Origin of the sequence: Phocaeicola faecicola (assembly GCF_013618865.1) — a bacterium.
Classification (GTDB): Bacteria; Bacteroidota; Bacteroidia; order Bacteroidales; family Bacteroidaceae; genus Phocaeicola; species Phocaeicola faecicola.
On the sequence record NZ_JABSOE010000046.1, the window covers coordinates 1 to 20,603 of the forward strand.

Below are 20,603 nucleotides of genomic sequence, written 5' to 3' on the forward strand. Positions count from 1 at the left end.
TGTCCAACTGATAGGATTATATGAAAAAACACAGAAAAAGGGCAATAGCAATGGCATATAAAGTGATTATACTCTATCGACTTTATATGCCACCTTACTTTTTAGGGACATTTACTGAATATCCCTAAAGAAAGGTCCGTCTTGCAAAATTCTGTTTGCAAGGCGAACCTTCTTTTCATTACCGTACCCACTGACTCTCAAGGGCCACAGCACGCGGGAAAATCAGGTTATTCTCCAGATGAATGTGTTCATAAAGTGCCGTCATAAATCCTTTTAATTCTTCCATCAGCAAACGGTAAGAAGCACAACCATCGGCCGGAGTCTGGAAATTACCAGTCAGTTCCGTAATACGGTGATAGCGGTTGCCCTCTCCCTCATGTTCCATAAACATCACCCGGATCGGATTCTGTACCGTACCGCAATGCATCTGTCTGATTGCATATCCTTCTTCCGAGGCAGTGAAAAGTTCGTTCAGGAAAGGAAACAGCACATTCTCTTCTTTCTGCAGATGAGACTCCAGGTCTTCGAGCGACTGAGCAAACAGCGCCTGCAGTTCATGCAATTCCGGATGTGCTTCCGCATGCGCGGCAACCACCTTGTCCAGCAAACGGGCAATCTCAGGACCTCTACGACGGATGCCCCGGTGATGTATCTTCAATACATAATCAATCAGGAGATCGAGCGGCCATTCCGCAAATTCAGGGGAAGCGCTGCGGCTGCCTTCTTTCAGGCGGCACAAATCTCCGATGACCTTTTCTTCCGAAAGATTATCCTTCCGGCAAGCCTCCGCCAATGTCTGTCCTCCGTGGCAGCAAAAATCGATGCCGTAAGAAGCAAAAACACGTGAAGCCGCAAAATTCTCGGCAACAATATCTCCTACCGTTCTGTTTTTCCAATCATTCGTTGTTCCATTCATAATCTATACTGTATTTTTTGTTTCTATTTGTATATAAATTCCATCCATCACTGATTTGTGATTGCAAAATTCATAAAAAAGTACAGGTTTTTCTGTCACATATGTTACAAGACTAGTTTTTTCACTATTTTTGACGCTCAAATATAAAATCACGATTCAAAAACATAGCACATGAAAATCAAACATTATTTAGCTGGGGCCTTTTTGCTGACGGCCTCTTCCCTGATGGGCCAGCAGACCGCAGGCTATCAGTTCACGACAGTAGTCAACCAGAAAGTGACACCGGTAAAAGACCAGGCTGTAAGCGGAACTTGCTGGTGCTTTGCAGCAACTTCGTTCGTGGAAGCCGAACTGCTGAGAAAAGGAAAGGGAGAATACGATTTGTCTGAAATGTTCATCGTACGCCAGAAATACATGAACCAGTTGGCCGACAATTACCTGCGCCGCGGCAATGGAAACATCGGACAGGGAAGCCTTACCCCCAGTTGGTTTACGGCTTTCAACCAGGTAGGCATCGTTCCGGAAGAAGTATATACCGGCATCAACTATGACTCCAAGTTCCACAACCACTCGGAAATGGTAGATTACATGACCGTCCTGGCCAACCAGGCCATCAAGATGGGCAAACGCAGTGCCCAGTACGAACAGCTGATGAACAGTCTGTTTGATATCTACCTGGGAAAACTGCCTGAAAAGTTCACTTACAACGGAAAAGAATATACTCCGAAGACCTTCGCTGAAAGCCTGGACATACACGAAGATGACTATGTCATGCTGACCAGTTTTACTCACAAGCCGTATTATGAGGAATTTGAGATAGAAGTTCCAGACAACTGGGAGCATGCCCGCATGTACAACCTGCCGCTGGATGAGATGATGGAAGCCATGAATCACGCCTTGAAGAACGGCTATACCGTATGCTGGGACGGTGACGTGAGCGAACGTGGATTCTCTTTCAAGAATGGAGTAGCCATCAACCCGGATGTAAATAATGTAGATGCTTATCAGGAAAGTGACCGGGCTCGCTGGGGACAGCTGGACCAGAAAGAACGGTTGAATGAAGTCTATCATTTCAAGCAGCCCTACCCGGAAATCAAGGTAACTCCGGAAATCCGTCAGGCAGGATACGAGTCTTTCACCACTACCGATGACCACCTGATGCACATTACCGGTATTGCGAAAGACCAGAATGGCACACAGTATTACATCACCAAGAACTCATGGGCTGCCGATGGCAACGAATTCGGAGGTTATCTGAACATGTCCGAAAGTTTCGTACGTGCCAAGACTATCTATATTCTGACACATAAAGATGCGCTCCCGAAAGAACTGCGGAAAAAGCTCAAACTTTAATACGTTCAGAAACGATTAAAAGATAAATGGAAATCCCCTGTATACAATCAGTAAACTTGCATACAGGGGATTTCCATTTATTCAATAAAAGGTGATTTCCCGAAAATCATTTAATACCACGAGCCTTATAGATACGTTCCTTTGCCGCATTAATCTGCTGGAACTTCTCTTCGGCAGCCTTACGGATATCTTCTCCCAGAGCAGCCACACGGTCAGGGTGATGCTTTAAGGCCAGACGACGGTATGCCGCACGGACTTCTTCATCCGAAGCACTGGCATCCACCTCCAGTACCCGGTAAGCCTCTTCGAGGGAATTGCCGGAAAGATTGAGCATCGAGTCAACCTCCTTGAGGGAAAGCCCCATGGCCACTGCCACCTCTTTCAAGGCGTCTATCTCAGCCGGACAGACATTGCCGTCACTCTTGGCAATCTGAGCCAGGAAACTCAGCAACTGAAGCCGCTCACTCTCCCCCAGATTTGCCGCAATCTGTGCCCCACACTCACGAATAGTCCGCTTGAAAGCCATCGGATCGGTCTGTTCCATCCGCTTGCGCTGTTCGAAAAGATTCAGGAGAATCTGCTCACCCTCTCCTACCGCCTGTTCGCCAAAGTTCACCCGAAGAAACTGACGGACAAACTCCATTTCACTGTGCATGATCTTTCCGTCTGCACGGATAATATAAGAAGCCATCACCAGCAACGAAAACAAGAAACTGTTCCGCTGTCCGGCACAGGCATCCGCTGTGGTTTCTTCCTTACGCTGTTCCAGACTGGATGCGCTGTCAAACAGCGATCCGATAGCAAAACCCGCCAAACCGCCCAAGGGCCCCATGGCCATAAATCCGACGATTCCGCCTATCCATTTACCGTATCCCATAATGTATTTGTTTTCTTCTTTTATAATTTAACGATTCAGTAACCGGAATCCACAGTCCGGATTCCGACCGCCAAATATACGAAGAACTCGCAAAAAAACGGCAAAATTTGGATAAATAAAGTAAGTGTTTGGTATTGAGGAGAGTTAAGCCAAATTCTTCTATACCTTTCCAAATCGCTAAAATGCAGGATAATGAAAGGTTAAGAGAAAGATTTGCTACTTATCCGTTGCCTTTTTTAGCCCCGGATAATCCGGCAAAATAACGCTTAACCACCTGCGGTTTTACCGTTCACCATGCAAAGAACCCTATATTTTGCCCGTAAAGATAACCGTTTTTTTCCGTTTTTCATGGAAATACAGGTTATGTTACCGGCATCCGGGGTTTTATTCTTTGTTCCGCTATAATTTTCACAACTGTAAATAACTCTATATCAAGTAATTTTGCAACATAAAAAATAGAGTTATGAAACAGACGGATGTAACGGTTACGTTCTACCTCAAAAAGAGCGAAATGAATGACGAGGGACATTGCCCGGTCATGGCGAAACTTGTTGTCGGCAAATTTTCAGAAGCAGCTTTTAGTGCGAAAATGTCCGTACCCGCTGCACTGTGGGCATCCGGACGTGCCACGGGTAAAAGTAACGCCGCGCGGGAAATCAACCGGCAACTGGACGATTTGCGAGCTTCAGCCATTGCCATTTATGACGAACTGTCAGCCACCCGTGAGAATGTAACGGCTGAAGAAATAAGGAATCTGTTGTTGGGGACGGCTTTCGGGCAGGAAACCCTGTTGGGTTATTTCCGGACGTTCATCGAACATTTCGAGAAACGTGTCGGCGTGAACCGGGAAAAGGGAACAGCGCAATCTTACCGCTATGCTTGTAACTGTGTGGCCGCTTTCATCCAGGAGAAATACAAGTTGTCGGATGTTCCTTTCACGGCCCTGAACCGTTCATTCATCGACAACTATGACCTCTACCTACGCACGGAGCGCCGCTTTGCCCTGGGAACTATCGTGTTGCTTGTCACACGGTTGAACACGATTGTCGGGGAAGCCATCGCGGAAGGGATTATCACTGCCGACCCGTTCGCGGGTTATGAAGCCGAACATCCCGAGCGGGAACAGAAATACCTTACCGCCGTGGAGTTACAACGGCTGATGACCACACCCCTGCACGACCCGAAACTCTACCATATCCGCGACCTGTTCCTCTTCTCCTGCTACACGGGTATCCCTTACGGGGACATGTGCCGCCTGACGACGGAGGATCTGGAAGTGGCCGAGGACGGTGAGGTATGGATCAAGACCGCCCGCAAGAAGACGAAAATCGACTATGAAGTGCCGTTGCTCGACATACCGTTGCTCATCCTCGACAAGTACCGGGATATGGCCCCGGAAGGAAAACTGCTGCCGATGTACAGCAACAACGAACTCAACCGGACGCTGAAACGTATTGCCGCCATTTGCGGAATTGAACGGAAGCTCGTCTTTCACTGCGGACGCCATACCTACGCCACCGAGATCACGCTTTCGCATGGTGTCCCGCTTGAAACCGTCAGTAAAATGCTGGGGCATAGCCGCATTTCCACGACGCAGATTTACGCCAAAGTGACCGATGACAAGATCGACATGGATACCCGGTCTTTAGAGGAAAAGATTGCCGGTCGCTTCTCCGTAGCTATTTAATCTATCATTGACAATCAAATTCACAACGATTATGGAACCGAATAATAAAGAGATAAAACGTCGCAGCACGTTCTCCCTGCTGTTCTACATCAACCGCACGAAAGTCCGCAAGGACGGAACATGTAAATTGTTATGCAAGGTAAGCATCGATGCCAAGTCGGCCCCGATCAATATCAACGCGTTTGTCGATCCATCGCTCTGGAATCCGGAAACCAAAAGGGCGAACGGACGAAGCGAGAACGCCCGAACGGTAAACCTGGCAATAGAGAAACTGACCGAAAAAATCACCGGACATTACCGCCATATTCGTAAAAGCCTCGGTTTCGTGACGGCCGAGCTGGTCAAAAACGCCGTGGAAGGAATCGGGCAGAAACCGTTCACCCTCCTTGCCTTGTTCCGCGAGCATAACGAGGAGTTCCGCAAGCGTGTCGGCGTGGATCGCAAGGAAGAAACCTATGAAAGTTACGAGAACTCCTATAATATTTTAGCCTCCTTCGTGAAAAAAAGGAAGGAAAAGGAGGATGTAGCGTTGCGGAGCCTTGACCGGGAGTTCTACGATGATTTTGAAATATTCCTGCGTACAGATCGTGAAATGAAACCCAAGACAGTACACGAGCATCTTTACCGGTTGAAGAAAATGACCAAGCGGGCTGTCAGTCAGGGTACACTCCGGCGCGACCCTTACGGGAAGCTGCACCCGGAACTGCCCCAGCGCAAGAGCCGCCATTTGAAACTCGAAGACCTCAAAAAACTGATGGAAACTCCCGTCGATAAACCCAACCTCCAGCGGGTGCGGGACTGGTTTCTCTTCGCTACCTTCACGGGGTTGTCCTACGCCGACCTGAAACGCTTGTCCGAAAAAGACATCACGCAGTCGGACGACGGAACGTACTGGATACACATCCGGCGCCAGAAGACCGAAACGCCCTCGGCCATCCGCCTGCTGAACGTGCCGTTGCAGATCATCGAGAAATACCGCCACGAGCGTAAAAGCGACAGGATTTTCAACCTCTATTGCCGGGGGTATCTCATCAAGCTCACCAGAGAACTGGGACGGACATACGGCTTCGACATGACCTTTCACAAGGCGAGGCACAATTTCGGGACACATATCACGCTCTCGTTGGGTGTGCCTATCGAAACTGTCAGCCGCATGATGGGACACAAGAGCATTTCCACCACGCAGATTTACGCCAAAGTGACCGACCGCAAGGTGGACGAGGACATGAAACGTCTGAAAGAACAGACCAAAGGCCGGAAAATAAATCTCTACGAGGAGGACGAACCGGAAACGGCAGATATTATAACGGTAAACGGTTGAACAGTATAACAAAAATTGATAAATTTGTATGACTATGACGACAAGAGAACCTATCAGCATTGAAAACGGGCGGGTGGAAATCCACACGCCGGAGAACCGTGTATGGCTCACGCGCCACCAGATTGCCGACCTGTTCGGAGTCTTCGTTCCTGCCGTGGGGAGCAACATCCGCTCCATACTCAAAAGCGGCATACTCCGTGAGGAGCGGGTTTACCGCCGGGAGCGCAACCGTGACGGCGGTATTGTCGAGCTGTATTCGCTCGAAATGATCGCCGCGCTGGCTTTCCGCTTAAAATCCGGGAATGCAGAAGCCTTCCGACGGTGGTTTGTCCGAAGGGCCACGACGACCGCTGTCGTCTGGCAGCTCCCCGGCATGAACACGATATTGAATTGAAAAAGAAGAACGGCCAACGTTTTGGCCGTTCTTCTTTTATACCCATTCCTGTCCCCCGATACATTTCTTCCGGGAATCTTCCAGGAGTTTCTGTATCTCGGATTCCATGTATAGTACCTTGCCCTGAATCAAATAATAGGGAATGATTCGCGCCGTGCGGTATTCCTGCAATGTACGCCTGCTGATTTTCAGCAGCCGGGACAATTCCTCGTCGGTGACGAACCGCTCTCCCTTGAGTGTCCGGCCTCCGGAGGATTCCAGTTTATCCAGTGCCTTGCCGGCCTTTTCCAAACGCCGGAAGAGATCCGCCACACGCGGATCGTGCTTGTCGATGAAATAATGGCTCATAACGCGGCGGTATTAGGATAGTGCGACGATTGCAGCAGCTTCCCGACATCTTCCGGTTTGTAGAAGATTTTGTGACGGATGCGGCTGAAAGGCAGCAACCCTTTCTCCCGGTAGGTTTGCAGGGTACGTTTCGATATACCCAGCACGTCACAGACATCCTGGTTGTCCAGCCATTTTTTCAAACTCACGTCCTCTTGCCTGCGGCATAACGCCTCGGCTTTTCTTTCAATGGCTTCCACGTGCCCTGCCAGCGCGTCGAAAGCCTTCACGTCCATACTTATTATTTCCATGTTCTGTTTCATTTTTTGTTTCCCGGATGCCCAAAAGTACACAAATGGACAGTATCTTGTTATCAGCCAGTGGCATATGGACGTATCCGTCTTCAAAGTGGCAGCGAGTGGCGCCACGTCCGGCGGAAACGATCCTCCGCCGATACGGGATCGGCACGCTCCGATACGCCAATCGCCCGTGAAAGGAAATGTTCGCGGGCGATTTATCATTCCATGCAGGGTGAGCCGTGAACCGACTTTCTCGAGCGTTCACGGCATATCGTTTTCTCCCCGTTTCTCTCCCATAACCTTTTCCTCTCTTTTTTTCATGCCGCGGAGCGCGGTATGGAAATCTGTTGTCAGTAGCAAAGGTAGTTACGGGGCTCACGCTGCTGCAAGATCGGGCCGCGGGGCGGTTTGCCGCAAAATCTTCCTCTTTCCCTGCGGGCGAGCGTATTTTCCGACAAAATCTTGCAGCAGCTATCCCCGACACCTTTTGATGCTACCGAAACAGATTCCATCCATACCGGCTCCGCTACGGCATAAAAAAAAAGTCAAAGGTTATGAGAAACGAAGAGAAAAATAAATGGAAACAGAAATCCTCCAACCTTCCACTTGGCATAAAGGCAAAGGTCGGGTTGGCGGTAAAGGTCGGGGCGGTGGCTTTGGGCTTCCACGTGTGGGGTATCGACTTTATTTGGGTCGTTTTGGGCTTCACGTTCTGTTATGACATCCTGCGGGGCATTTTCTCCTGCCTTGTTTCTCTCGTGGCTCTAATCGGCTTTTTCTATTTCCTATTCACTCACATCTTCTAAATTATTACAGGTATGACAAAGTACATTTCATTATTCGGAGCGACTACCACGGACACGCAGGTGCAGGTAGTCAAGGAAAACCAGGTTATCATCGGTATCGGTGCGGGTGCGAGCAGAAAGCGTTACGTCGTTTACAAGGTGGAACACACCGCCCGTGGCTACGTGTACCACATGGTCGATACCGAAACAAAGGAAATCAGCCAAACGGACATTCTGCGACCCCTCTCGCAAACATTCGGTATCGGCAGGTACTACGACGACGTGAACCCCGAGTTCATGGACGCTTTCGAGGTGGCTTTGCTTGTGGGGCAGGCGGAAGAGCAAGCCACGGCGCAGGCCATCGCCGCCGCCAAAGAGAAAGCCGAGCATGACCGCATAGCGGAAATAGGGGCGCAGAGGTTACGCCGCATCATGCCCGAAGGGGTGCAGGGCGTAATCATCGCCGAACTCAACGAAACGGAATACACTGACCCCTCTTACGAGTGTTCGACCACCCGAAGCGTGCGTACCGTCATTCTCGGCTTTTCGGCCACCTCCCGCAACGGCTTCGGGGAGTTGAGAAAGGCGGCGGCCAATTTCCCGCAAACGGCGCACCTCTCCGAATACGACCCCAAGAACGAACACCGCTATCCCGTTTTCACGCTCGGCAAAAGTCCGAAATACGGGTGGAGTGTCTGCAAACTGGCCCACTACACCCGTGAAGGGTACATTGACAGGCTGGCATATATCGCAGGAAACGAGGAGAATATATGTCTGCCCGAGCCGAAAGACGAAAAACGGGCGGAACGCACTGAAACGAGCGTGCAAGGCGGGTTTATCATCGTGGACTATTCCGAGAAGGCGATAGCCGTATTCGGGGACACCAAGCCCGTCAAGGACGCCCTTCACGCACTCGGGGGACGCTTCAACGCACGGCTGACGCATGACGGGCAGAAGAGAGCGGGATGGATTTTCCAAAAGACCAAAGAGGACGAGGTGCGACGGCTTCTCGGAAAGGACGAATAAATGTTGAACACGGGGCGGCTCGCCGCCCCACAATACCAAAAAATCATGGCACAAGGAACAGATTATTTCAAACTGACGATACAGAACTATCTCGACGCACGGGCACGGGAGGACGAACTTTTCGCACCCCGATACGCCAACCCGAAAAAGAACATTGACGATTGCTGCACTTTCATCATCAACCAAGTACGGCAGAGCGGTTGCAACGGGTTTGCCGACGAGGAAATATACTCTATGGCACTCCACTATTACGACGAGGAGGACATCGACATCGGCAAACCCGTCAGTTGCAAGGTAGTGGTCAATCACACCGTCGAACTGACCGAGGAGGAAAAAGCCGAGGCACGGCGGAACGCCATACGGAAGGCCGAGAGCGAAGCCTACGCCAAGTTGGCGAAAGCCAAGTCCAAACCCAAGAAAATCGAAGATAACAAACTAATGCCCAGTCTATTTTAGTTATGAAACCGAGAACAAAATTCCAACAGAACGTCGTGGCGGCAAGCAAACACCTGCCGCCGCTTACCCCCGCACAAATCGAATGGGGGTACAAGAACTGCATCGAGCATATCGGACGCCGCACGCCGAAAGGACTTATCACCTGCACCGAGTGCGGCCACACGTGGCAGAGCGAAAACGGAGAACTCACGGACAATCTGTTAGGGTGCGAGTGTCCGCACTGCCACACCACGCTGAAAGTGGAAACCACCCTGCGCCGCAAGTTCAACGATTACGAGTATTTGTGTATCGTAACCCGCTGCAAGGGTTTTCAAGTCCTGCGCTTCGTCTATATCGAGTGTTGGGCAAAAGTGGGACAGACACCCGTTTACACCCATATCGAAGCCGTACAGCGGTGGATTGCCCCCGACGGACGCTCCGCAACCTTCGCACGGCTGCGCCCGATGGGCTTCTTCGTTCACGGGTGGAGTTGGTCGAGCGCATTGGAACTGCGGGCGGAGAACGACGGGAAATACAACATCACGCCCACACGCATCTATCCCCGGCAACGGCTTATCCCCGAACTGCGCCGAAGCGGTTACGGCAAACAACTCCCCGATGTAACCCCTTTCGACCTTATCCACCTGCTGCTCTCGGAGAACAAGGCCGAAACGCTGCTTAAAGCGGGACAAACGGCACTCGTGCGATTTTTCGCCCGTTCCTCCCGCAATATCGCAGACTATTGGCCGGCCATCCGTATCGCCATCCGTAACGGGTACGCTATCGGGAAACCGACGGAATGGTGCGACTACATCGACCTGCTGCGATTTTTCGGGAAAGACCTGCATAACGCCCATTTCGTGTGTCCCGCAGACCTGCCCGCAGCGCATGACCTCTACATGGCTAAAAAACGGCGGCACATGCAAATGGAACGGCGGCAGGAGGAACGGCGCAAGGCGTTGGAACAGGAAGCCTCGTTTGTCGAAGCCAAAGGGCGGTTTTTCGGAGTGGAGTTTTCCGACGGGGAAATCTGCATCAAGGTATTGGACAGCGTTGAAGCCATACGGCAGGAGGGCGAGGCCATGCACCATTGCGTGTTTACCAACGAATACTATCTGAAAGCCGACTCGCTCATACTCTCGGCCACAATCGACGGCAAACGTATCGAAACGATAGAGGTGTCCCTAAAACGCATGGAGGTCGTGCAGAGCCGTGGCGTGTGTAACAAGAATACCCCATACCACGGGCAAATACTGAAACTGATGAAGGGGAACATGTCCCTTATACGGAAACGAATGACAGCATAAAAATCGGGGCGGCGAAAGCCGCCCGCAAAAACAAAATAGAATGAACCAAATAGCATATAAATTCGTGTCGTGGGACGTTCCCGCACTCGAAAGCCTTGCAGGCTCAAAAGCGTACATATTACGCAAACGGCTCAATGACGGGGGAACGCTCACCCGTGAGGAGAAAGACTGGATTACCCGTGAGGTAAACCATAACACCTATTTCAAGGACTCCATTCCGCTTTTAGGGTATCGTTTCAACTTTGTCGATGTACTGAAAACATTCGTGGTAAAGCAGTACGGGCATTACACGGAATACAAGGGCGTGGACAAGACGAGCATACGCTCCATGTTGTATGGCAGAGTGGAAAGGATTGTCGAATTATAAAATCGGGGCGGCGAAAGCCGCCCTACAAAAAAAAATATAACAATGAAAATCATCTATAAAAGCTACATGGCACGCCCGCTCAAACCCTTCGGGGAGTGGGATTGGGAAGTTCGGGAAGCAGTCAAGACGGCCCTTGCGCTCGTCGAGGGGAAAAACGGGTTCAAAACCCATTCCGAGATATGGCGAAGGTGCAACCTCGTCATTACCGTGGGACACAACATCTACACCACGAGTATCGAGATACGACCACCCGAGCAGGACGTGATACGCCGCAGGAGCAACTGGCATAACGGCTACGCCTACTACTGCAACGGCGTGTTCTGGGCGAACATGAGCAGGGTTAGAGTGGAACTTGTCTGATTAAAAAATTTCGGGGCGGCAAAAGCCGCCCGTAAAAAGCGAGAATATGAAAACGAATGAAGTAAACAAGGAAATCTCCTATGAAACGCTGCTCGTAACCTTCGGCGAGGGTATCGGGCGGCTCAACACCATGTTCGACGACCCGCAGGTGTGGGGCGTTGCCACGCTGAAGCAGTGGATCGACGGGTATGAAACTACGCGCTTCACCGAAATCGACGACCGAACGGCGGTTATCACATCCGAATACAACATGGACAGCGTGAAGGAATGGCTGCAAAAGAACACACCGATTATCAACCTGGAAAAACGATAAAATCATGCGCAAGTACAAATTATTCATCGGCTACCGGCTGCTGGGAGAGTTTTCCGGTATATGGGAAGCCAAAAATTTCGCCGCTGAAAGCGGCATGAGCGGAATTTTCTCGCTCGTGGGAGAAAATTACCGGGACAGTTGGTACGAACCAAAAAAACAGGACAAGAATGGAAACAAAGATTAAAGACATCACGGGAGCGGAAATAACCGTTACCGACTTAAAAGAGGCGGTACGCCAATGCCGGGAGTGCCTCGCAAGTCCCTACCTGATGCCCTCGGGGCATACCGTGGGGGAAAACCATGCCTACATGTTGCGGCAACTGCTCGCCCTGCAAAGGCGGAAACGGGAACACGGCAGGCAACGGCCGTGAAAATACGACGCGAAAAAAATCGGACGATAACTGAAGTGCACCCCAAATATTGGACGGATTAGTATTTGTTTAGATGGCATGAGTTCGGTATTGTACCGGGCTCATGTTGTTTAAGTATTTCTTTATCCGCTTGTTATTGTAGTAGTCGATATATTCTTCCAATTTTTTTCGGAAATGGTCTATGGATGAGAATTTTTGCAAATATAATAATTCGGACTTCAATAATCCAAAGAAACTTTCCATAGCAGCGTTATCCAGACAGTTACCCTTGCGCGACATGCTCTGTGTAATACCTTTCTGTCTTAAACGGAGCTGATACTGCTTCATCTGATACTGCCAGCCCTGGTCGGAATGCAAGACAATACCCGGAGAATCCGGTATTCTGGCAAACGCATCGTCCAGCATCTTCATGATCTGCATAAAGTTAGGGCGTTCAGCTATTTTATAGCTAATAATCTCCCGGTTATATAAGTCCATAATCGGCGATAGATATAACTTTACGCCGCAAACCGAAAATTCCGTAAGGTCAGTAACCCACTTCTGATTCGGTTTTTCGGCTGCAAAGTCGCGTTGCAGAAGATTGGGCGCTATCCGTCCGATCTGTCCTTTGTATGAACAGTATTTACGGAGCCTGACCTGACTTTTTATCCCGCAAATATTCATCAGCTTAAGTACGGTTTTGTGATTTATCGCATATCCGATCTTATTCATTTCAACGGTAATGCGCCGATAACCATAACGCCCCTTATGTTCGTGATATAACCTTATAATACTCTCTTTTTCGCGAGCATATTTATCGGGTTGTTTTGATTTTCTGAAGTGATAATAAAATGTGCTTCGCGCCATCCCTGCGGCTTTGAGCAATACTGAAAGCCGGCACTGCGGCCTTAGTCCTTCGATGGCTTGGGCTCTTTCCCGCTCTCGCGGACAATGCGCTCCTCGACTAAGGCCTGCAATTTTTTTAAGTAAGCATTCTCGGCACGAAGATACTCCAGTTCCTTAAGCAACTCTTCGTGCGGAGTCGTTTTGAGTTTGACTTTTTTAGTCTTCGATTTACTCATGGCCGGCCTCCTTCTTTGCGGTTTACGCCGCAGGCCTTCAGCACCTTGGTTTTGATAGAGCCGCTCCCATTGACGAATAACAAAAGGGCCCGGAATGCCGAAATGCACTGCTGTCTCCAGCAAAGATAGATGATTTTGGTGCATATGCTTCAAAACTGACAACTTAAATTCTGCACTGTAGCTACCGTGGCGCAGCTTAAGGCCGGCAAGGCCATGGCGCTCGAATAATGTTACCCACAAGTGAACTTGCGAGCGGCCACAGCCCAAGTGACATCCGGCTTCCCTAACCGAAAGTCCGCCTTCGAGTACCAGTTTTACGGCCTTTAAACGAATCTCATAATTATATTTCATAAAAAACACCCCAAAAGTGTCCAACTTTTGGGGTGCAGTACAAACCGTCCGATTTTTTTGTTTCCCGTCAATCGACCGCCGTATGGTCGCCCAGCTTCCCGTGCAGTTCACGCCCGATATGTCCGGCAATGCCACGGGGAGAAATTTCAGAGATTGAACCCCACCCGCCATGCGTGTATATGCACGTCTTGAGCGGTTCGGTACGGGAAAGGTAGAACAGATAGCCGTTGCGGAGCAGGATGCCCACAAACACCGAGCCGACCTCGATGTCGGCGATCTCGTCAAAACGTATCTTCCCGTCATTGTATAATACTGCCGTGCCATCCGCATCGGGAATGACGAACAGATCGTCTTCCATGACAATCCCGTGCAACTCGATTAGCGACCCCAGGCATTCACTCGCCGATACCCGGTCGTAATCACCCTTTACCTCATTTGTCGATTTCGTTTCCATATCGCTTTTCTTTAGGTTCAGACAAATACCATACGAAAAAGGCGTGAGAATACGTTAAATACCGGCATTGAGGTACAGCCAAGCACCCATCCACTCGATAGATAATTTCTCCCCACGCCGCTATCGCATACGCTTGACGCATATAGACACGACGATGAAGAAGAGAACTACCCATTATTTTGCGAGCGGATTAAAATTTGGCTGTTTTCAATGCCCCACCATAATGTGTTCCTTCCGTATGTAAATCGCCCGGCGGCACGCCGCCGGAGGATTCGATTGCAAATATAACGATTTCATTCGGGTATCGGCGACAACACGTGCGATTTTTAACAACCTTCCTGCCAAAGAACTACCCGCCGTCCTACAATTTCGGCCCCCGGGCGGGTTTGCGGGGCGCGACCTTCGGCTGCGCCTTCTTCTCCCTGGGCGGTTCGACGATCCGCAGTTTGAGTTTCTCCGTCTTACGGTCGTAACGCACCTCGCAGCAGTCAATCTCACCCGCAACCGACGTCCACACGTTGTTCACACGCACCGCGCCGCCCGAGTAGAGGGTCTTGTATTGTTCGTATTCGAGCGGCTGCCGCAATTTCGCGTCCACCTGACGGTGGAACGAGTAGATATTACGTCCCTTTGCTATTTCGTCGGGAACGTAAACCCGCAACTCGGGATGGGCGGCCTCGGCATAGAGGCACAGATCCGCCGTGCGAAGCTCCCTCGGAACCCACTGGATCATCCTCGGGTCGCCCCGCACGGCCGTATCGGCCACGAGCGGCGTGATGGCCCTCTGGGGAATGTCGTACAGCACCCCCGCATCCTTGCGAACGGCCTCCAACGCCACCTCCTCCGTTACAAGCCGGCGGTTCAGGTGCAGGACACTCATCAACCGGTGTATCTGCTGCGGGTCGTCCTGCTCGCGGAACACCTGCAAGACCAGGGCGGGGTCGCTCAACGCGCTGATAACCGAGAAATCGGTTTTGTCCTTCCCGTAGGTACGCTCGAAAGCCTCCCGGCTCATCTCCGGCGTCCGGGCTTCGCGGGGGACGCCTTTCAGGTTTTGCGGGTTCTCCCGCACCAGGCTCATGTATAGATCCGGGCTTTTCATGCTCTCGGGCAGGTGGGCGATGGCATAGGGACTGCGCCGTATGGCCTCCATGCACAACTCCGGCGTTTTCCACTTCTCGGGGACATATTGCAGGTAGCTCCCGTCGTGCCCGACGGCCCGGCGGCACATCTCCTCGTTCTTGGCGTGGTCGGGAAGGTTGTAGAACAGCTCCGGCTCCAGGGCGAAAATTTCCCGGGCCACCCTCGGCGTGAGGAACCAGGGGTTCATGTTCTCCAAAAAATCGAAGGTCTTATCGTAATTCGTGCAATAGAACCCCAACACTTTCAGGTGTATCTCCTCGAAGGGGATATAGCGGAGGACACGCAGGTCGTCGGTACGGGCCAACGCCCGGTTGCAGACCTCCGGCGTGAGCTGTTCGGGGTTGAAAAAGCGGATGGCCAGGGGATCGCGCTCCAGCGCCATCCCGCACAGACGGTCGGTTTTCAGATGTTTCGGAACGTACTCCAGTGCCAGGTAGTTCGAGGACACGGCGGCCTCGCAGACCCGTTCCGTGCGTAATTCCTCCGGCACTTCATGGAGCAGGATGCCGTCCCCGCTGACGGCACGCAGGCAGACTGCCTCCGTGCGCAGTTCCACCGGCACGAGCGAAAGGCAGGACGCGTCCATCCCCACGCCGTGAAGGGCCAGTTCCCCGGTCATGACCTCCGGGGCAATGGAGGCGAAAATCTCGAACTTGTCCACGAACGACATCCCGAATTTTTTCAGCCCTTCCAGGCATATATCGGGATACGGAATGTAAGGGAGTATCTTGTAATCGGCACTGTCCACCGCTTTCAACGCCGCACGGCATATTTGCGGCGTCCTCAATTCCCCGGGGACGGCCTCCAGCACCAGACCGTTGCGCTTCACGGCCGCCATGCACAGTTCGGGGGTCTTCAACCCCTCCGGAACGTAATACAGCGCGTAGCTGTTGCTATCGACGGCGGCACGGCACATTTTCGGTGTCTTCAGACGGTCAGGGACGAATTTCAGTGTTTCGCCCCGGTGGCCGGCCGCGGCAAGACAAAGTTCCGGCGTTTTCATCGCTTCGGGAACGAACTCGATGTTGAAAGCCGATTTCTTGATGGCGAAACGGCAGACTTCCGCCGTTTTCCGATCCTCGGGCAGCGTCTCGAAAAGGTTCTCGCGCCACGGGTTCTCGTACACCCCCGTATCGAGATAGGCTATATCTATTCTCTCTTGCTCTGTCATGGTTTTCAGTATTTATGGAAAGCGCCCGGGTGACGGGCGCTTCTCTTGGTTAGACATATTCCGTTATCGTTCCGTTTCCTCCGTCCCGTTCTCGCTCTGGAACGTGAAGGAGGTCTTCACGACCTGACCCGTGTTGTCCTCGACATAGACGTCGATGGTCTGCTGGTCATCGCTGCGCGATGTGTAATAGAGGCGGAACACCTCACGGTCGAGCGGATAGCGGTCGTTGGGCAGGAACACCGTACCGTCGTCCATCCTCAACTCACCGCGCCCGTCGGGCTGGAAATAGCGGATCGTGTAACGCGCGCCGTCATATCTCCCCTCCCGCACGAGCGTGCAGCGGATTTCAGCGGTTTCACCAACGGAGATTCGCTTCTGAACGGGCATCGTTTCCAGAGAGAACGTGTACGCCTGCTGTATATCCAGCCCGTTGTCGCAGGATGCGCATAAAAGACCCAGGGCGGCGATCCAGACCGCCAGGGCCAATATCTTTTTCATCTTTTTCATGTCGCTTGCAAGTTTAATGGATTATGAATTTCACGCCCAGGCCGAACTGCGCGTGGAAATGTCCCGTTGTAGTGCCCCATAGGATACGCTCACGCCCCGTCAGCGAGAGGATAATCCTGTCGGTCAGGTACGCATCGACCTCCAGCGTGACGGCCCCGCCATAGAGGAAACGGTCGCGGTGGCGGAGCGTAGAGCCGTCATAGAGCCGCCTCTCGCCCCGGTTCACGCTCTCGTAACCGGCCAGCGCCGAGCCGCCGAGGTAGAAGAAAAAAGTCCTGGACGGGTCAGCGAGGAACTTGTAATAGTAACCTCCCTCGGCCGTGAACTGCGCCACCGGGATACGTTCCGACTTGTAGGGGTAATAACGGTTCAGGAACTCCGCGCCGAACACCCACTTGTCGGCATTCTTCGCGTAACGGCTCATGGCCAGCCCGAACCAGTAGCCCGTTTCGCTGCGGCTGTCCCGGGTATAGAAGCCGTCGGCCATGCCTCCCCGTATTTCCAGCCCGCGCATGGCGGGCAGGGCACGCTGGGCGTGCGCCCCGTCCGAAAGGAGGAGGCATAACCCCAGCGTGAGAATGAATATCGCCCGTTTCATATCACTTTACCTTTAACTCGTTGATAACACGTGCGCGCACCAGGTCGGCATTCTCCACCGTGAAAGTCTGGTGTCGCCCGCCCTGCTGCTCGTGCAGTTCCACGACCAGCTGCTTGTCGTCGGCCAGCGTGAACTTCGGGAGCGTGAAGACCATGCGCTCGGTACGCTTGCCGCCGATGACCTGCACGTTGTTGTACGCACGCACGGGCCATACGACCTGCTCCTGGATGGCCGTGCGTTTGGCCACCTTCTTGTCCGTAATCTTGAACGTCAGGTAGTCCACGTTGAAAGGCACGTTGGAGGAGTTTTTCAGTTGGAGGTGGAAATAAAGCAGGTCGTTATGCACGTAGATACCTTTGAGGAGGTATTGTACCCCGAAACGCTTGCAACCGATATGCTTGATCTCGCGGCGGTCATTCTTGTAAATGGACTGCATGATCAGTTTGACCAGCAGCGGAGATTCGCATCCCAACTCCTGCAAATAGATGTCCAGCGCATTATTGGGGCGGTTTACCGCCTCCCCGCCATGCAGGAAGTCCGCCATCTCGACCGACAGTTTCACCGGCTCGTCGGCATACTTGACATTGAAGCTGTAATAGGCCCCGTCCTCGGTAATGACCGAAAGGTTGCTCTCGCGCGAGAAATCACGCAGGGCCGCCTTTACACGCAGCACGTTTTCCGTGCCGTCGGCTTTCGCCGCCAGAAGATCCGAAGACCCCAGATCGACGTAACGGATGGCCGAGGGGAAAATCACATGAACGGTCTTGCTGAACGTCACCTCCAGCGCGTAGGGCGGGATAACCCGGTTGAAGGTCAGCGGACGGGTAAGACCGTCGTACAAATCGCCCGTGGAGGGCTTTTCCTGCGCGTGGGCAGCGAACATGCACCCGATAAAAGCGAGTGCCAGAAGAATCTTTTTCATACTCGATAATTTTTTGATTGTTGATAAAAATGGATTTTTTCAGTGGTGTACGGAAGTACGTCGTTTGTACCCTTATTGAAGGGGCGGGAGCAGCAGGACGCTGTAACCGGCCTTGAGCGTGACCTTGACCGAGCGCATCTTCTTGCTCACGTATTGCGACACGCCCTGGATGGCGCTGCGCCCCAGGTCGGAGAGCAGTTGCGAACCGGCATCGTCCGTGATCGTGATACTGCTGCCCATGCCCGCACCCATATTGGCGGCGATCTCCTTCACGGCATTGAGTTCTTCCGACCCCGGCACGGGAATACCCTCGTTGCCGTTCGTGTCATAGACCGACAGATCGACCGGAACGACCGCCCCGCCGTGCTGGACAGCGCTGACCTTGACCGTCAGCCGTTCGCCGTTGATCCTCGCCGCCCCCGTTACGGGCGTACCCGAGGGGATGAGCAGCTCTCCCGCCATCATCGGTTCCAGCAGCCGGAAAGTAACCTCCCCGCCATCGGTGAGCGTCACGGTTTGCTGCACGGCGGCACGGATACTGTTGCGCTCGGGCTCGCGAAGGTCGCTCCCCACCGTGTTGAAACCCCAGTTCCGGGGCTTGACGAACTCACGGGCGAAGACCGAATCGGGCAGCGGGGCGGCGAGCAGCGACACGATGTTACGGCGCACCTGGCGCACGGGCTGCACGGAAGCCTTGCCGGAAACGGAGGCTTTCTGACGCGGGGCTTCAGGGGCTTGACCGCCATTCATGTAGCGGGCGGCGATCTCGTAGGACTTCTCCAGCAGCGCCACCTGCTCCTCCTGGGCCGTTTTCTGCGCCTGCTGTTCTTCCAGGCGGCGTTCCAGTTCCTCGATGCGGGCCTGCATCTCGCGCTCTTCCCCCGTTTCACCGGCGGTGTCCTCGTAGAAACTGCCTAACTGGCGGTTGATGTCGGCATAGGCGGCACGGGAAGTCCGGAAAGCTCCCGACGAACCGCCGGCAGGGCCGGAAGACTTATCCGGCACGGCAGCGGGCATGACGGGCTCTTCCTCCTCGTCCTCCATCCCGAACGCGAAATCCTGCAAGGAGCGCATCTTTTCCCGCTCCCTGCGCCGCATCTCCTCCTGCACGTAGGCATCACGCTTGTCCGAGAGGATACCCTCCGATTCCGGGGTCGGCAGCTCCGTGTTGAAACCCGCCGAAGGCTCCTCCCGTTCTTTTTCGCCGGGGGAGAAGATCAGCCACATGCACCCGGCAAAGGCCAGGAAAAAGAGCGGGAAGACCACCATCTTCTTCCGCATCTGTATCTGCCGGGGCGTGAGTTCCTTTTTCCCCGCCTCCGGCTGTTTATTCTGTTTTTCGTTCGTCGTCATAATTGAAATCTTTTAGATGTTTTACACTGTCGGCCTCCTGCCGTTGTCTTAATTCCAGTTCCAGCCGCTCGATATGCCGTATCTGCATCCGTTCCCCGGCTCCCTTGCCGAAGCGGTAGATGGAAGACACGGTAAAGTAGAGCGACAAGACGGAAAAGAACAAGAGCAGCGTGAGGATCACGATAATCCGCTTATCGGGCGAGAGCGCCCCGCAAGCGCGGCGCAGGTGGTCTTCGACCCACTCCCCGAAAGCCTTTATTCTCTTCTTTGCCATAGCCTTATCTTTTTAATGTACGTAAATCGCGGTTCTCCAGAATCTCGAATTTCTCCATGATGAAACCCTGCGGGTTATTGTCCGAACGCCCCGAGTTGATCAGCTCGCAGCGCGTGACCAGCGAACGCTCGGTGATGTTGCTCTCGCGGACAATCATTTGCCGGGCATAGGTCATGGCCCGGTAGGGATAGGCGTTGAAGTCGCACACCACGGAGTCCACCTCGATACGCTGGCTGATGTTCCCCGACACCACACGGTTGTAGTAACCTTTCTCCTGCATGTCCTGGTAATAGGCGAAGGCGCTCTTATCGACCAGGAACAGCGCGCGGTTGATGTTGCTCTCGATGGCCGCACGGTCGGGCGAGAGGGTGAAGAACAACTCGTGAAAACGCCGGATATGTTCGCGCGCCTCCACGGGGCGGTTCTGGCTCAAATCCTGCGAGAGCGCCAGCATCAGCGACTTGCCCCCGTCCAGGACGTAGATCTTCTCGCGCTGCTTTTCGGCGAAACGGAAGCTCGCGACCACGCTGAACACGGATACCAGCGCGCACAGGCAGAGGAACACGATACCGAAAAGCCGAATCTGCCTGAAACTTGTTTCGATGTTTTTTAATGACTTGAATTCCATTGT

Annotated in this window: 27 protein-coding genes; 13 read left to right on the forward strand and 14 right to left on the reverse strand. The window is 52.7% G+C overall.

What is annotated here, in order from left to right; translation table 11 throughout:
• Nucleotides 1–178: 178 nt before the first annotated feature.
• Complete coding sequence (ric, locus tag H3001_RS12660; RefSeq protein ID WP_178245312.1) at nt 179–916, reverse strand: iron-sulfur cluster repair di-iron protein; 738 nt, start codon at nt 914–916, stop codon at nt 179–181.
• A 171-nt stretch (nt 917–1,087) separates the two neighbouring features.
• Between ric and H3001_RS12665 the strand changes: the two genes are divergently transcribed.
• The gene (locus H3001_RS12665; RefSeq protein WP_178245310.1) at nt 1,088–2,269 is read left to right on the forward strand and encodes a C1 family peptidase; all 1,182 of its coding nucleotides are present in this window, start codon (nt 1,088–1,090) and stop codon (nt 2,267–2,269) included.
• A 106-nt stretch (nt 2,270–2,375) separates the two neighbouring features.
• Here H3001_RS12665 and H3001_RS12670 read toward each other — a convergent pair whose 3' ends face one another.
• Complete coding sequence (locus H3001_RS12670; RefSeq protein ID WP_178245308.1) at nt 2,376–3,146, reverse strand: DnaJ domain-containing protein; 771 nt, start codon at nt 3,144–3,146, stop codon at nt 2,376–2,378.
• A gap of 463 nt (nt 3,147–3,609) precedes the next feature.
• Between H3001_RS12670 and H3001_RS12675 the strand changes: the two genes are divergently transcribed.
• From H3001_RS12675 to H3001_RS12685, 3 genes are read left to right on the forward strand one after another with little or no spacing between them, the layout of a single operon-like run.
• Nucleotides 3,610–4,833, forward strand: a complete 1,224-nt coding sequence (locus tag H3001_RS12675; protein ID WP_181215142.1) for a site-specific integrase — start codon at nt 3,610–3,612, stop codon at nt 4,831–4,833.
• 31 nt (nt 4,834–4,864) lie between these two features.
• Nucleotides 4,865–6,154 (forward strand): site-specific integrase, encoded by a 1,290-nt coding sequence (locus H3001_RS12680; RefSeq protein WP_009132164.1) that lies wholly within the window; start codon nt 4,865–4,867, stop codon nt 6,152–6,154.
• A gap of 28 nt (nt 6,155–6,182) precedes the next feature.
• Nucleotides 6,183–6,548 (forward strand): hypothetical protein, encoded by a 366-nt coding sequence (locus tag H3001_RS12685; RefSeq protein ID WP_061436657.1) that lies wholly within the window; start codon nt 6,183–6,185, stop codon nt 6,546–6,548.
• 36 nt (nt 6,549–6,584) lie between these two features.
• Here H3001_RS12685 and H3001_RS12690 read toward each other — a convergent pair whose 3' ends face one another.
• A complete protein-coding gene (locus tag H3001_RS12690) occupies nt 6,585–6,896 on the reverse strand; it encodes a helix-turn-helix domain-containing protein (protein ID WP_007662685.1) in 312 nt (103 codons plus the stop codon).
• Nucleotides 6,893–7,186: a helix-turn-helix domain-containing protein gene (locus H3001_RS12695; RefSeq protein ID WP_004319131.1), complete on the reverse strand. Its 294-nt coding sequence runs from the start codon at nt 7,184–7,186 to the stop codon at nt 6,893–6,895. The genes H3001_RS12690 and H3001_RS12695 overlap by 4 nt, the downstream gene beginning before the upstream one ends.
• A gap of 542 nt (nt 7,187–7,728) precedes the next feature.
• On the opposite strand from H3001_RS12695, the gene H3001_RS12700 reads away from it, so the two are divergent.
• From H3001_RS12700 to H3001_RS12740, 9 genes are read left to right on the forward strand one after another with little or no spacing between them, the layout of a single operon-like run.
• A complete protein-coding gene (locus tag H3001_RS12700) occupies nt 7,729–7,980 on the forward strand; it encodes a hypothetical protein (protein ID WP_004319132.1) in 252 nt (83 codons plus the stop codon).
• A gap of 12 nt (nt 7,981–7,992) precedes the next feature.
• The gene (locus H3001_RS12705) at nt 7,993–8,985 is read left to right on the forward strand and encodes a hypothetical protein (protein WP_016212899.1); all 993 of its coding nucleotides are present in this window, start codon (nt 7,993–7,995) and stop codon (nt 8,983–8,985) included.
• A gap of 45 nt (nt 8,986–9,030) precedes the next feature.
• Nucleotides 9,031–9,441, forward strand: a complete 411-nt coding sequence (locus tag H3001_RS12710; RefSeq protein ID WP_009132163.1) for a PcfK-like family protein — start codon at nt 9,031–9,033, stop codon at nt 9,439–9,441.
• Between the two features lie 2 nt (nt 9,442–9,443).
• Complete coding sequence (locus H3001_RS12715; RefSeq protein ID WP_061436655.1) at nt 9,444–10,727, forward strand: PcfJ domain-containing protein; 1,284 nt, start codon at nt 9,444–9,446, stop codon at nt 10,725–10,727.
• Between the two features lie 40 nt (nt 10,728–10,767).
• The gene (locus H3001_RS12720; protein ID WP_004295437.1) at nt 10,768–11,094 is read left to right on the forward strand and encodes a hypothetical protein; all 327 of its coding nucleotides are present in this window, start codon (nt 10,768–10,770) and stop codon (nt 11,092–11,094) included.
• Nucleotides 11,095–11,136: 42 nt separating this feature from the next.
• On the forward strand, nt 11,137–11,454 hold the full coding sequence (locus H3001_RS12725) for a hypothetical protein (RefSeq protein WP_004295436.1): 318 nt from the start codon (nt 11,137–11,139) through the stop codon (nt 11,452–11,454).
• Nucleotides 11,455–11,500: 46 nt separating this feature from the next.
• Nucleotides 11,501–11,767: a DUF6956 domain-containing protein gene (locus H3001_RS12730; protein ID WP_004295438.1), complete on the forward strand. Its 267-nt coding sequence runs from the start codon at nt 11,501–11,503 to the stop codon at nt 11,765–11,767.
• 4 nt (nt 11,768–11,771) lie between these two features.
• Complete coding sequence (locus tag H3001_RS12735; protein WP_004295439.1) at nt 11,772–11,951, forward strand: hypothetical protein; 180 nt, start codon at nt 11,772–11,774, stop codon at nt 11,949–11,951.
• Nucleotides 11,935–12,138 (forward strand): hypothetical protein, encoded by a 204-nt coding sequence (locus H3001_RS12740; protein WP_004295440.1) that lies wholly within the window; start codon nt 11,935–11,937, stop codon nt 12,136–12,138. The genes H3001_RS12735 and H3001_RS12740 overlap by 17 nt, the downstream gene beginning before the upstream one ends.
• A gap of 69 nt (nt 12,139–12,207) precedes the next feature.
• Here H3001_RS12740 and H3001_RS12745 read toward each other — a convergent pair whose 3' ends face one another.
• The 10 genes from H3001_RS12745 to traK form a co-directional block, all read right to left on the reverse strand.
• Nucleotides 12,208–13,095: an IS3 family transposase gene (locus H3001_RS12745; protein WP_181215143.1), complete on the reverse strand. Its 888-nt coding sequence runs from the start codon at nt 13,093–13,095 to the stop codon at nt 12,208–12,210.
• A complete protein-coding gene (locus tag H3001_RS12750; RefSeq protein WP_032558195.1) occupies nt 13,026–13,550 on the reverse strand; it encodes a helix-turn-helix domain-containing protein in 525 nt (174 codons plus the stop codon). The genes H3001_RS12745 and H3001_RS12750 overlap by 70 nt, the downstream gene beginning before the upstream one ends.
• Before the next feature lie 67 nt (nt 13,551–13,617).
• Nucleotides 13,618–14,004 carry a hypothetical protein gene (locus H3001_RS12755; RefSeq protein WP_004295441.1) on the reverse strand — a complete coding sequence of 129 codons (387 nt, stop codon included), beginning with the start codon at nt 14,002–14,004 and terminating at the stop codon, nt 13,618–13,620.
• Between the two features lie 361 nt (nt 14,005–14,365).
• Nucleotides 14,366–16,318, reverse strand: coding sequence for a DUF4116 domain-containing protein (locus tag H3001_RS12760; protein WP_074784395.1), 1,953 nt, complete (start codon nt 16,316–16,318; stop codon nt 14,366–14,368).
• A gap of 63 nt (nt 16,319–16,381) precedes the next feature.
• Nucleotides 16,382–16,825 carry a DUF3872 domain-containing protein gene (locus H3001_RS12765; protein WP_004295445.1) on the reverse strand — a complete coding sequence of 148 codons (444 nt, stop codon included), beginning with the start codon at nt 16,823–16,825 and terminating at the stop codon, nt 16,382–16,384.
• 13 nt (nt 16,826–16,838) lie between these two features.
• The gene (locus H3001_RS12770; protein ID WP_004319140.1) at nt 16,839–17,423 is read right to left on the reverse strand and encodes a conjugal transfer protein TraO; all 585 of its coding nucleotides are present in this window, start codon (nt 17,421–17,423) and stop codon (nt 16,839–16,841) included.
• A 1-nt stretch (nt 17,424) separates the two neighbouring features.
• Nucleotides 17,425–18,345: a conjugative transposon protein TraN gene (gene traN / locus H3001_RS12775; protein WP_004295447.1), complete on the reverse strand. Its 921-nt coding sequence runs from the start codon at nt 18,343–18,345 to the stop codon at nt 17,425–17,427.
• A gap of 72 nt (nt 18,346–18,417) precedes the next feature.
• Complete coding sequence (gene traM, locus H3001_RS12780; RefSeq protein ID WP_017141464.1) at nt 18,418–19,698, reverse strand: conjugative transposon protein TraM; 1,281 nt, start codon at nt 19,696–19,698, stop codon at nt 18,418–18,420.
• Nucleotides 19,673–19,972: a TraL conjugative transposon family protein gene (locus H3001_RS12785; protein ID WP_004295449.1), complete on the reverse strand. Its 300-nt coding sequence runs from the start codon at nt 19,970–19,972 to the stop codon at nt 19,673–19,675. The genes traM and H3001_RS12785 overlap by 26 nt, the downstream gene beginning before the upstream one ends.
• Before the next feature lie 4 nt (nt 19,973–19,976).
• Entirely contained in the window at nt 19,977–20,600 is a 624-nt protein-coding gene (gene traK / locus H3001_RS12790; protein ID WP_004295450.1) for a conjugative transposon protein TraK, read from the reverse strand.
• Nucleotides 20,601–20,603: the final 3 nt, after the last annotated feature.

Coding starts and splice junctions, on each gene's coding strand:
- H3001_RS12765 (WP_004295445.1), bottom strand. CDS start 16,825: ATGAAAAAGATGAAAAAGATATTGGCCCTGGCGGTCTGGATCGCCGCC.
- H3001_RS12685 (WP_061436657.1), top strand. CDS start 6,183: ATGACTATGACGACAAGAGAACCTATCAGCATTGAAAACGGGCGGGTG.
- H3001_RS12750 (WP_032558195.1), bottom strand. CDS start 13,550: ATGAAATATAATTATGAGATTCGTTTAAAGGCCGTAAAACTGGTACTC.
- H3001_RS12730 (WP_004295438.1), top strand. CDS start 11,501: ATGAAAACGAATGAAGTAAACAAGGAAATCTCCTATGAAACGCTGCTC.
- H3001_RS12690 (WP_007662685.1), bottom strand. CDS start 6,896: ATGAGCCATTATTTCATCGACAAGCACGATCCGCGTGTGGCGGATCTC.
- H3001_RS12695 (WP_004319131.1), bottom strand. CDS start 7,186: ATGGAAATAATAAGTATGGACGTGAAGGCTTTCGACGCGCTGGCAGGG.
- H3001_RS12715 (WP_061436655.1), top strand. CDS start 9,444: ATGAAACCGAGAACAAAATTCCAACAGAACGTCGTGGCGGCAAGCAAA.
- H3001_RS12675 (WP_181215142.1), top strand. CDS start 3,610: ATGAAACAGACGGATGTAACGGTTACGTTCTACCTCAAAAAGAGCGAA.
- H3001_RS12720 (WP_004295437.1), top strand. CDS start 10,768: ATGAACCAAATAGCATATAAATTCGTGTCGTGGGACGTTCCCGCACTC.
- H3001_RS12785 (WP_004295449.1), bottom strand. CDS start 19,972: ATGGCAAAGAAGAGAATAAAGGCTTTCGGGGAGTGGGTCGAAGACCAC.
- H3001_RS12735 (WP_004295439.1), top strand. CDS start 11,772: ATGCGCAAGTACAAATTATTCATCGGCTACCGGCTGCTGGGAGAGTTT.
- traM (WP_017141464.1), bottom strand. CDS start 19,698: ATGACGACGAACGAAAAACAGAATAAACAGCCGGAGGCGGGGAAAAAG.
- H3001_RS12705 (WP_016212899.1), top strand. CDS start 7,993: ATGACAAAGTACATTTCATTATTCGGAGCGACTACCACGGACACGCAG.
- H3001_RS12665 (WP_178245310.1), top strand. CDS start 1,088: ATGAAAATCAAACATTATTTAGCTGGGGCCTTTTTGCTGACGGCCTCT.
- ric (WP_178245312.1), bottom strand. CDS start 916: ATGAATGGAACAACGAATGATTGGAAAAACAGAACGGTAGGAGATATT.
- H3001_RS12740 (WP_004295440.1), top strand. CDS start 11,935: ATGGAAACAAAGATTAAAGACATCACGGGAGCGGAAATAACCGTTACC.
- H3001_RS12725 (WP_004295436.1), top strand. CDS start 11,137: ATGAAAATCATCTATAAAAGCTACATGGCACGCCCGCTCAAACCCTTC.
- H3001_RS12700 (WP_004319132.1), top strand. CDS start 7,729: ATGAGAAACGAAGAGAAAAATAAATGGAAACAGAAATCCTCCAACCTT.
- H3001_RS12770 (WP_004319140.1), bottom strand. CDS start 17,423: ATGAAACGGGCGATATTCATTCTCACGCTGGGGTTATGCCTCCTCCTT.
- H3001_RS12760 (WP_074784395.1), bottom strand. CDS start 16,318: ATGACAGAGCAAGAGAGAATAGATATAGCCTATCTCGATACGGGGGTG.
- H3001_RS12680 (WP_009132164.1), top strand. CDS start 4,865: ATGGAACCGAATAATAAAGAGATAAAACGTCGCAGCACGTTCTCCCTG.
- H3001_RS12670 (WP_178245308.1), bottom strand. CDS start 3,146: ATGGGATACGGTAAATGGATAGGCGGAATCGTCGGATTTATGGCCATG.
- traK (WP_004295450.1), bottom strand. CDS start 20,600: ATGGAATTCAAGTCATTAAAAAACATCGAAACAAGTTTCAGGCAGATT.
- traN (WP_004295447.1), bottom strand. CDS start 18,345: ATGAAAAAGATTCTTCTGGCACTCGCTTTTATCGGGTGCATGTTCGCT.
- H3001_RS12755 (WP_004295441.1), bottom strand. CDS start 14,004: ATGGAAACGAAATCGACAAATGAGGTAAAGGGTGATTACGACCGGGTA.
- H3001_RS12710 (WP_009132163.1), top strand. CDS start 9,031: ATGGCACAAGGAACAGATTATTTCAAACTGACGATACAGAACTATCTC.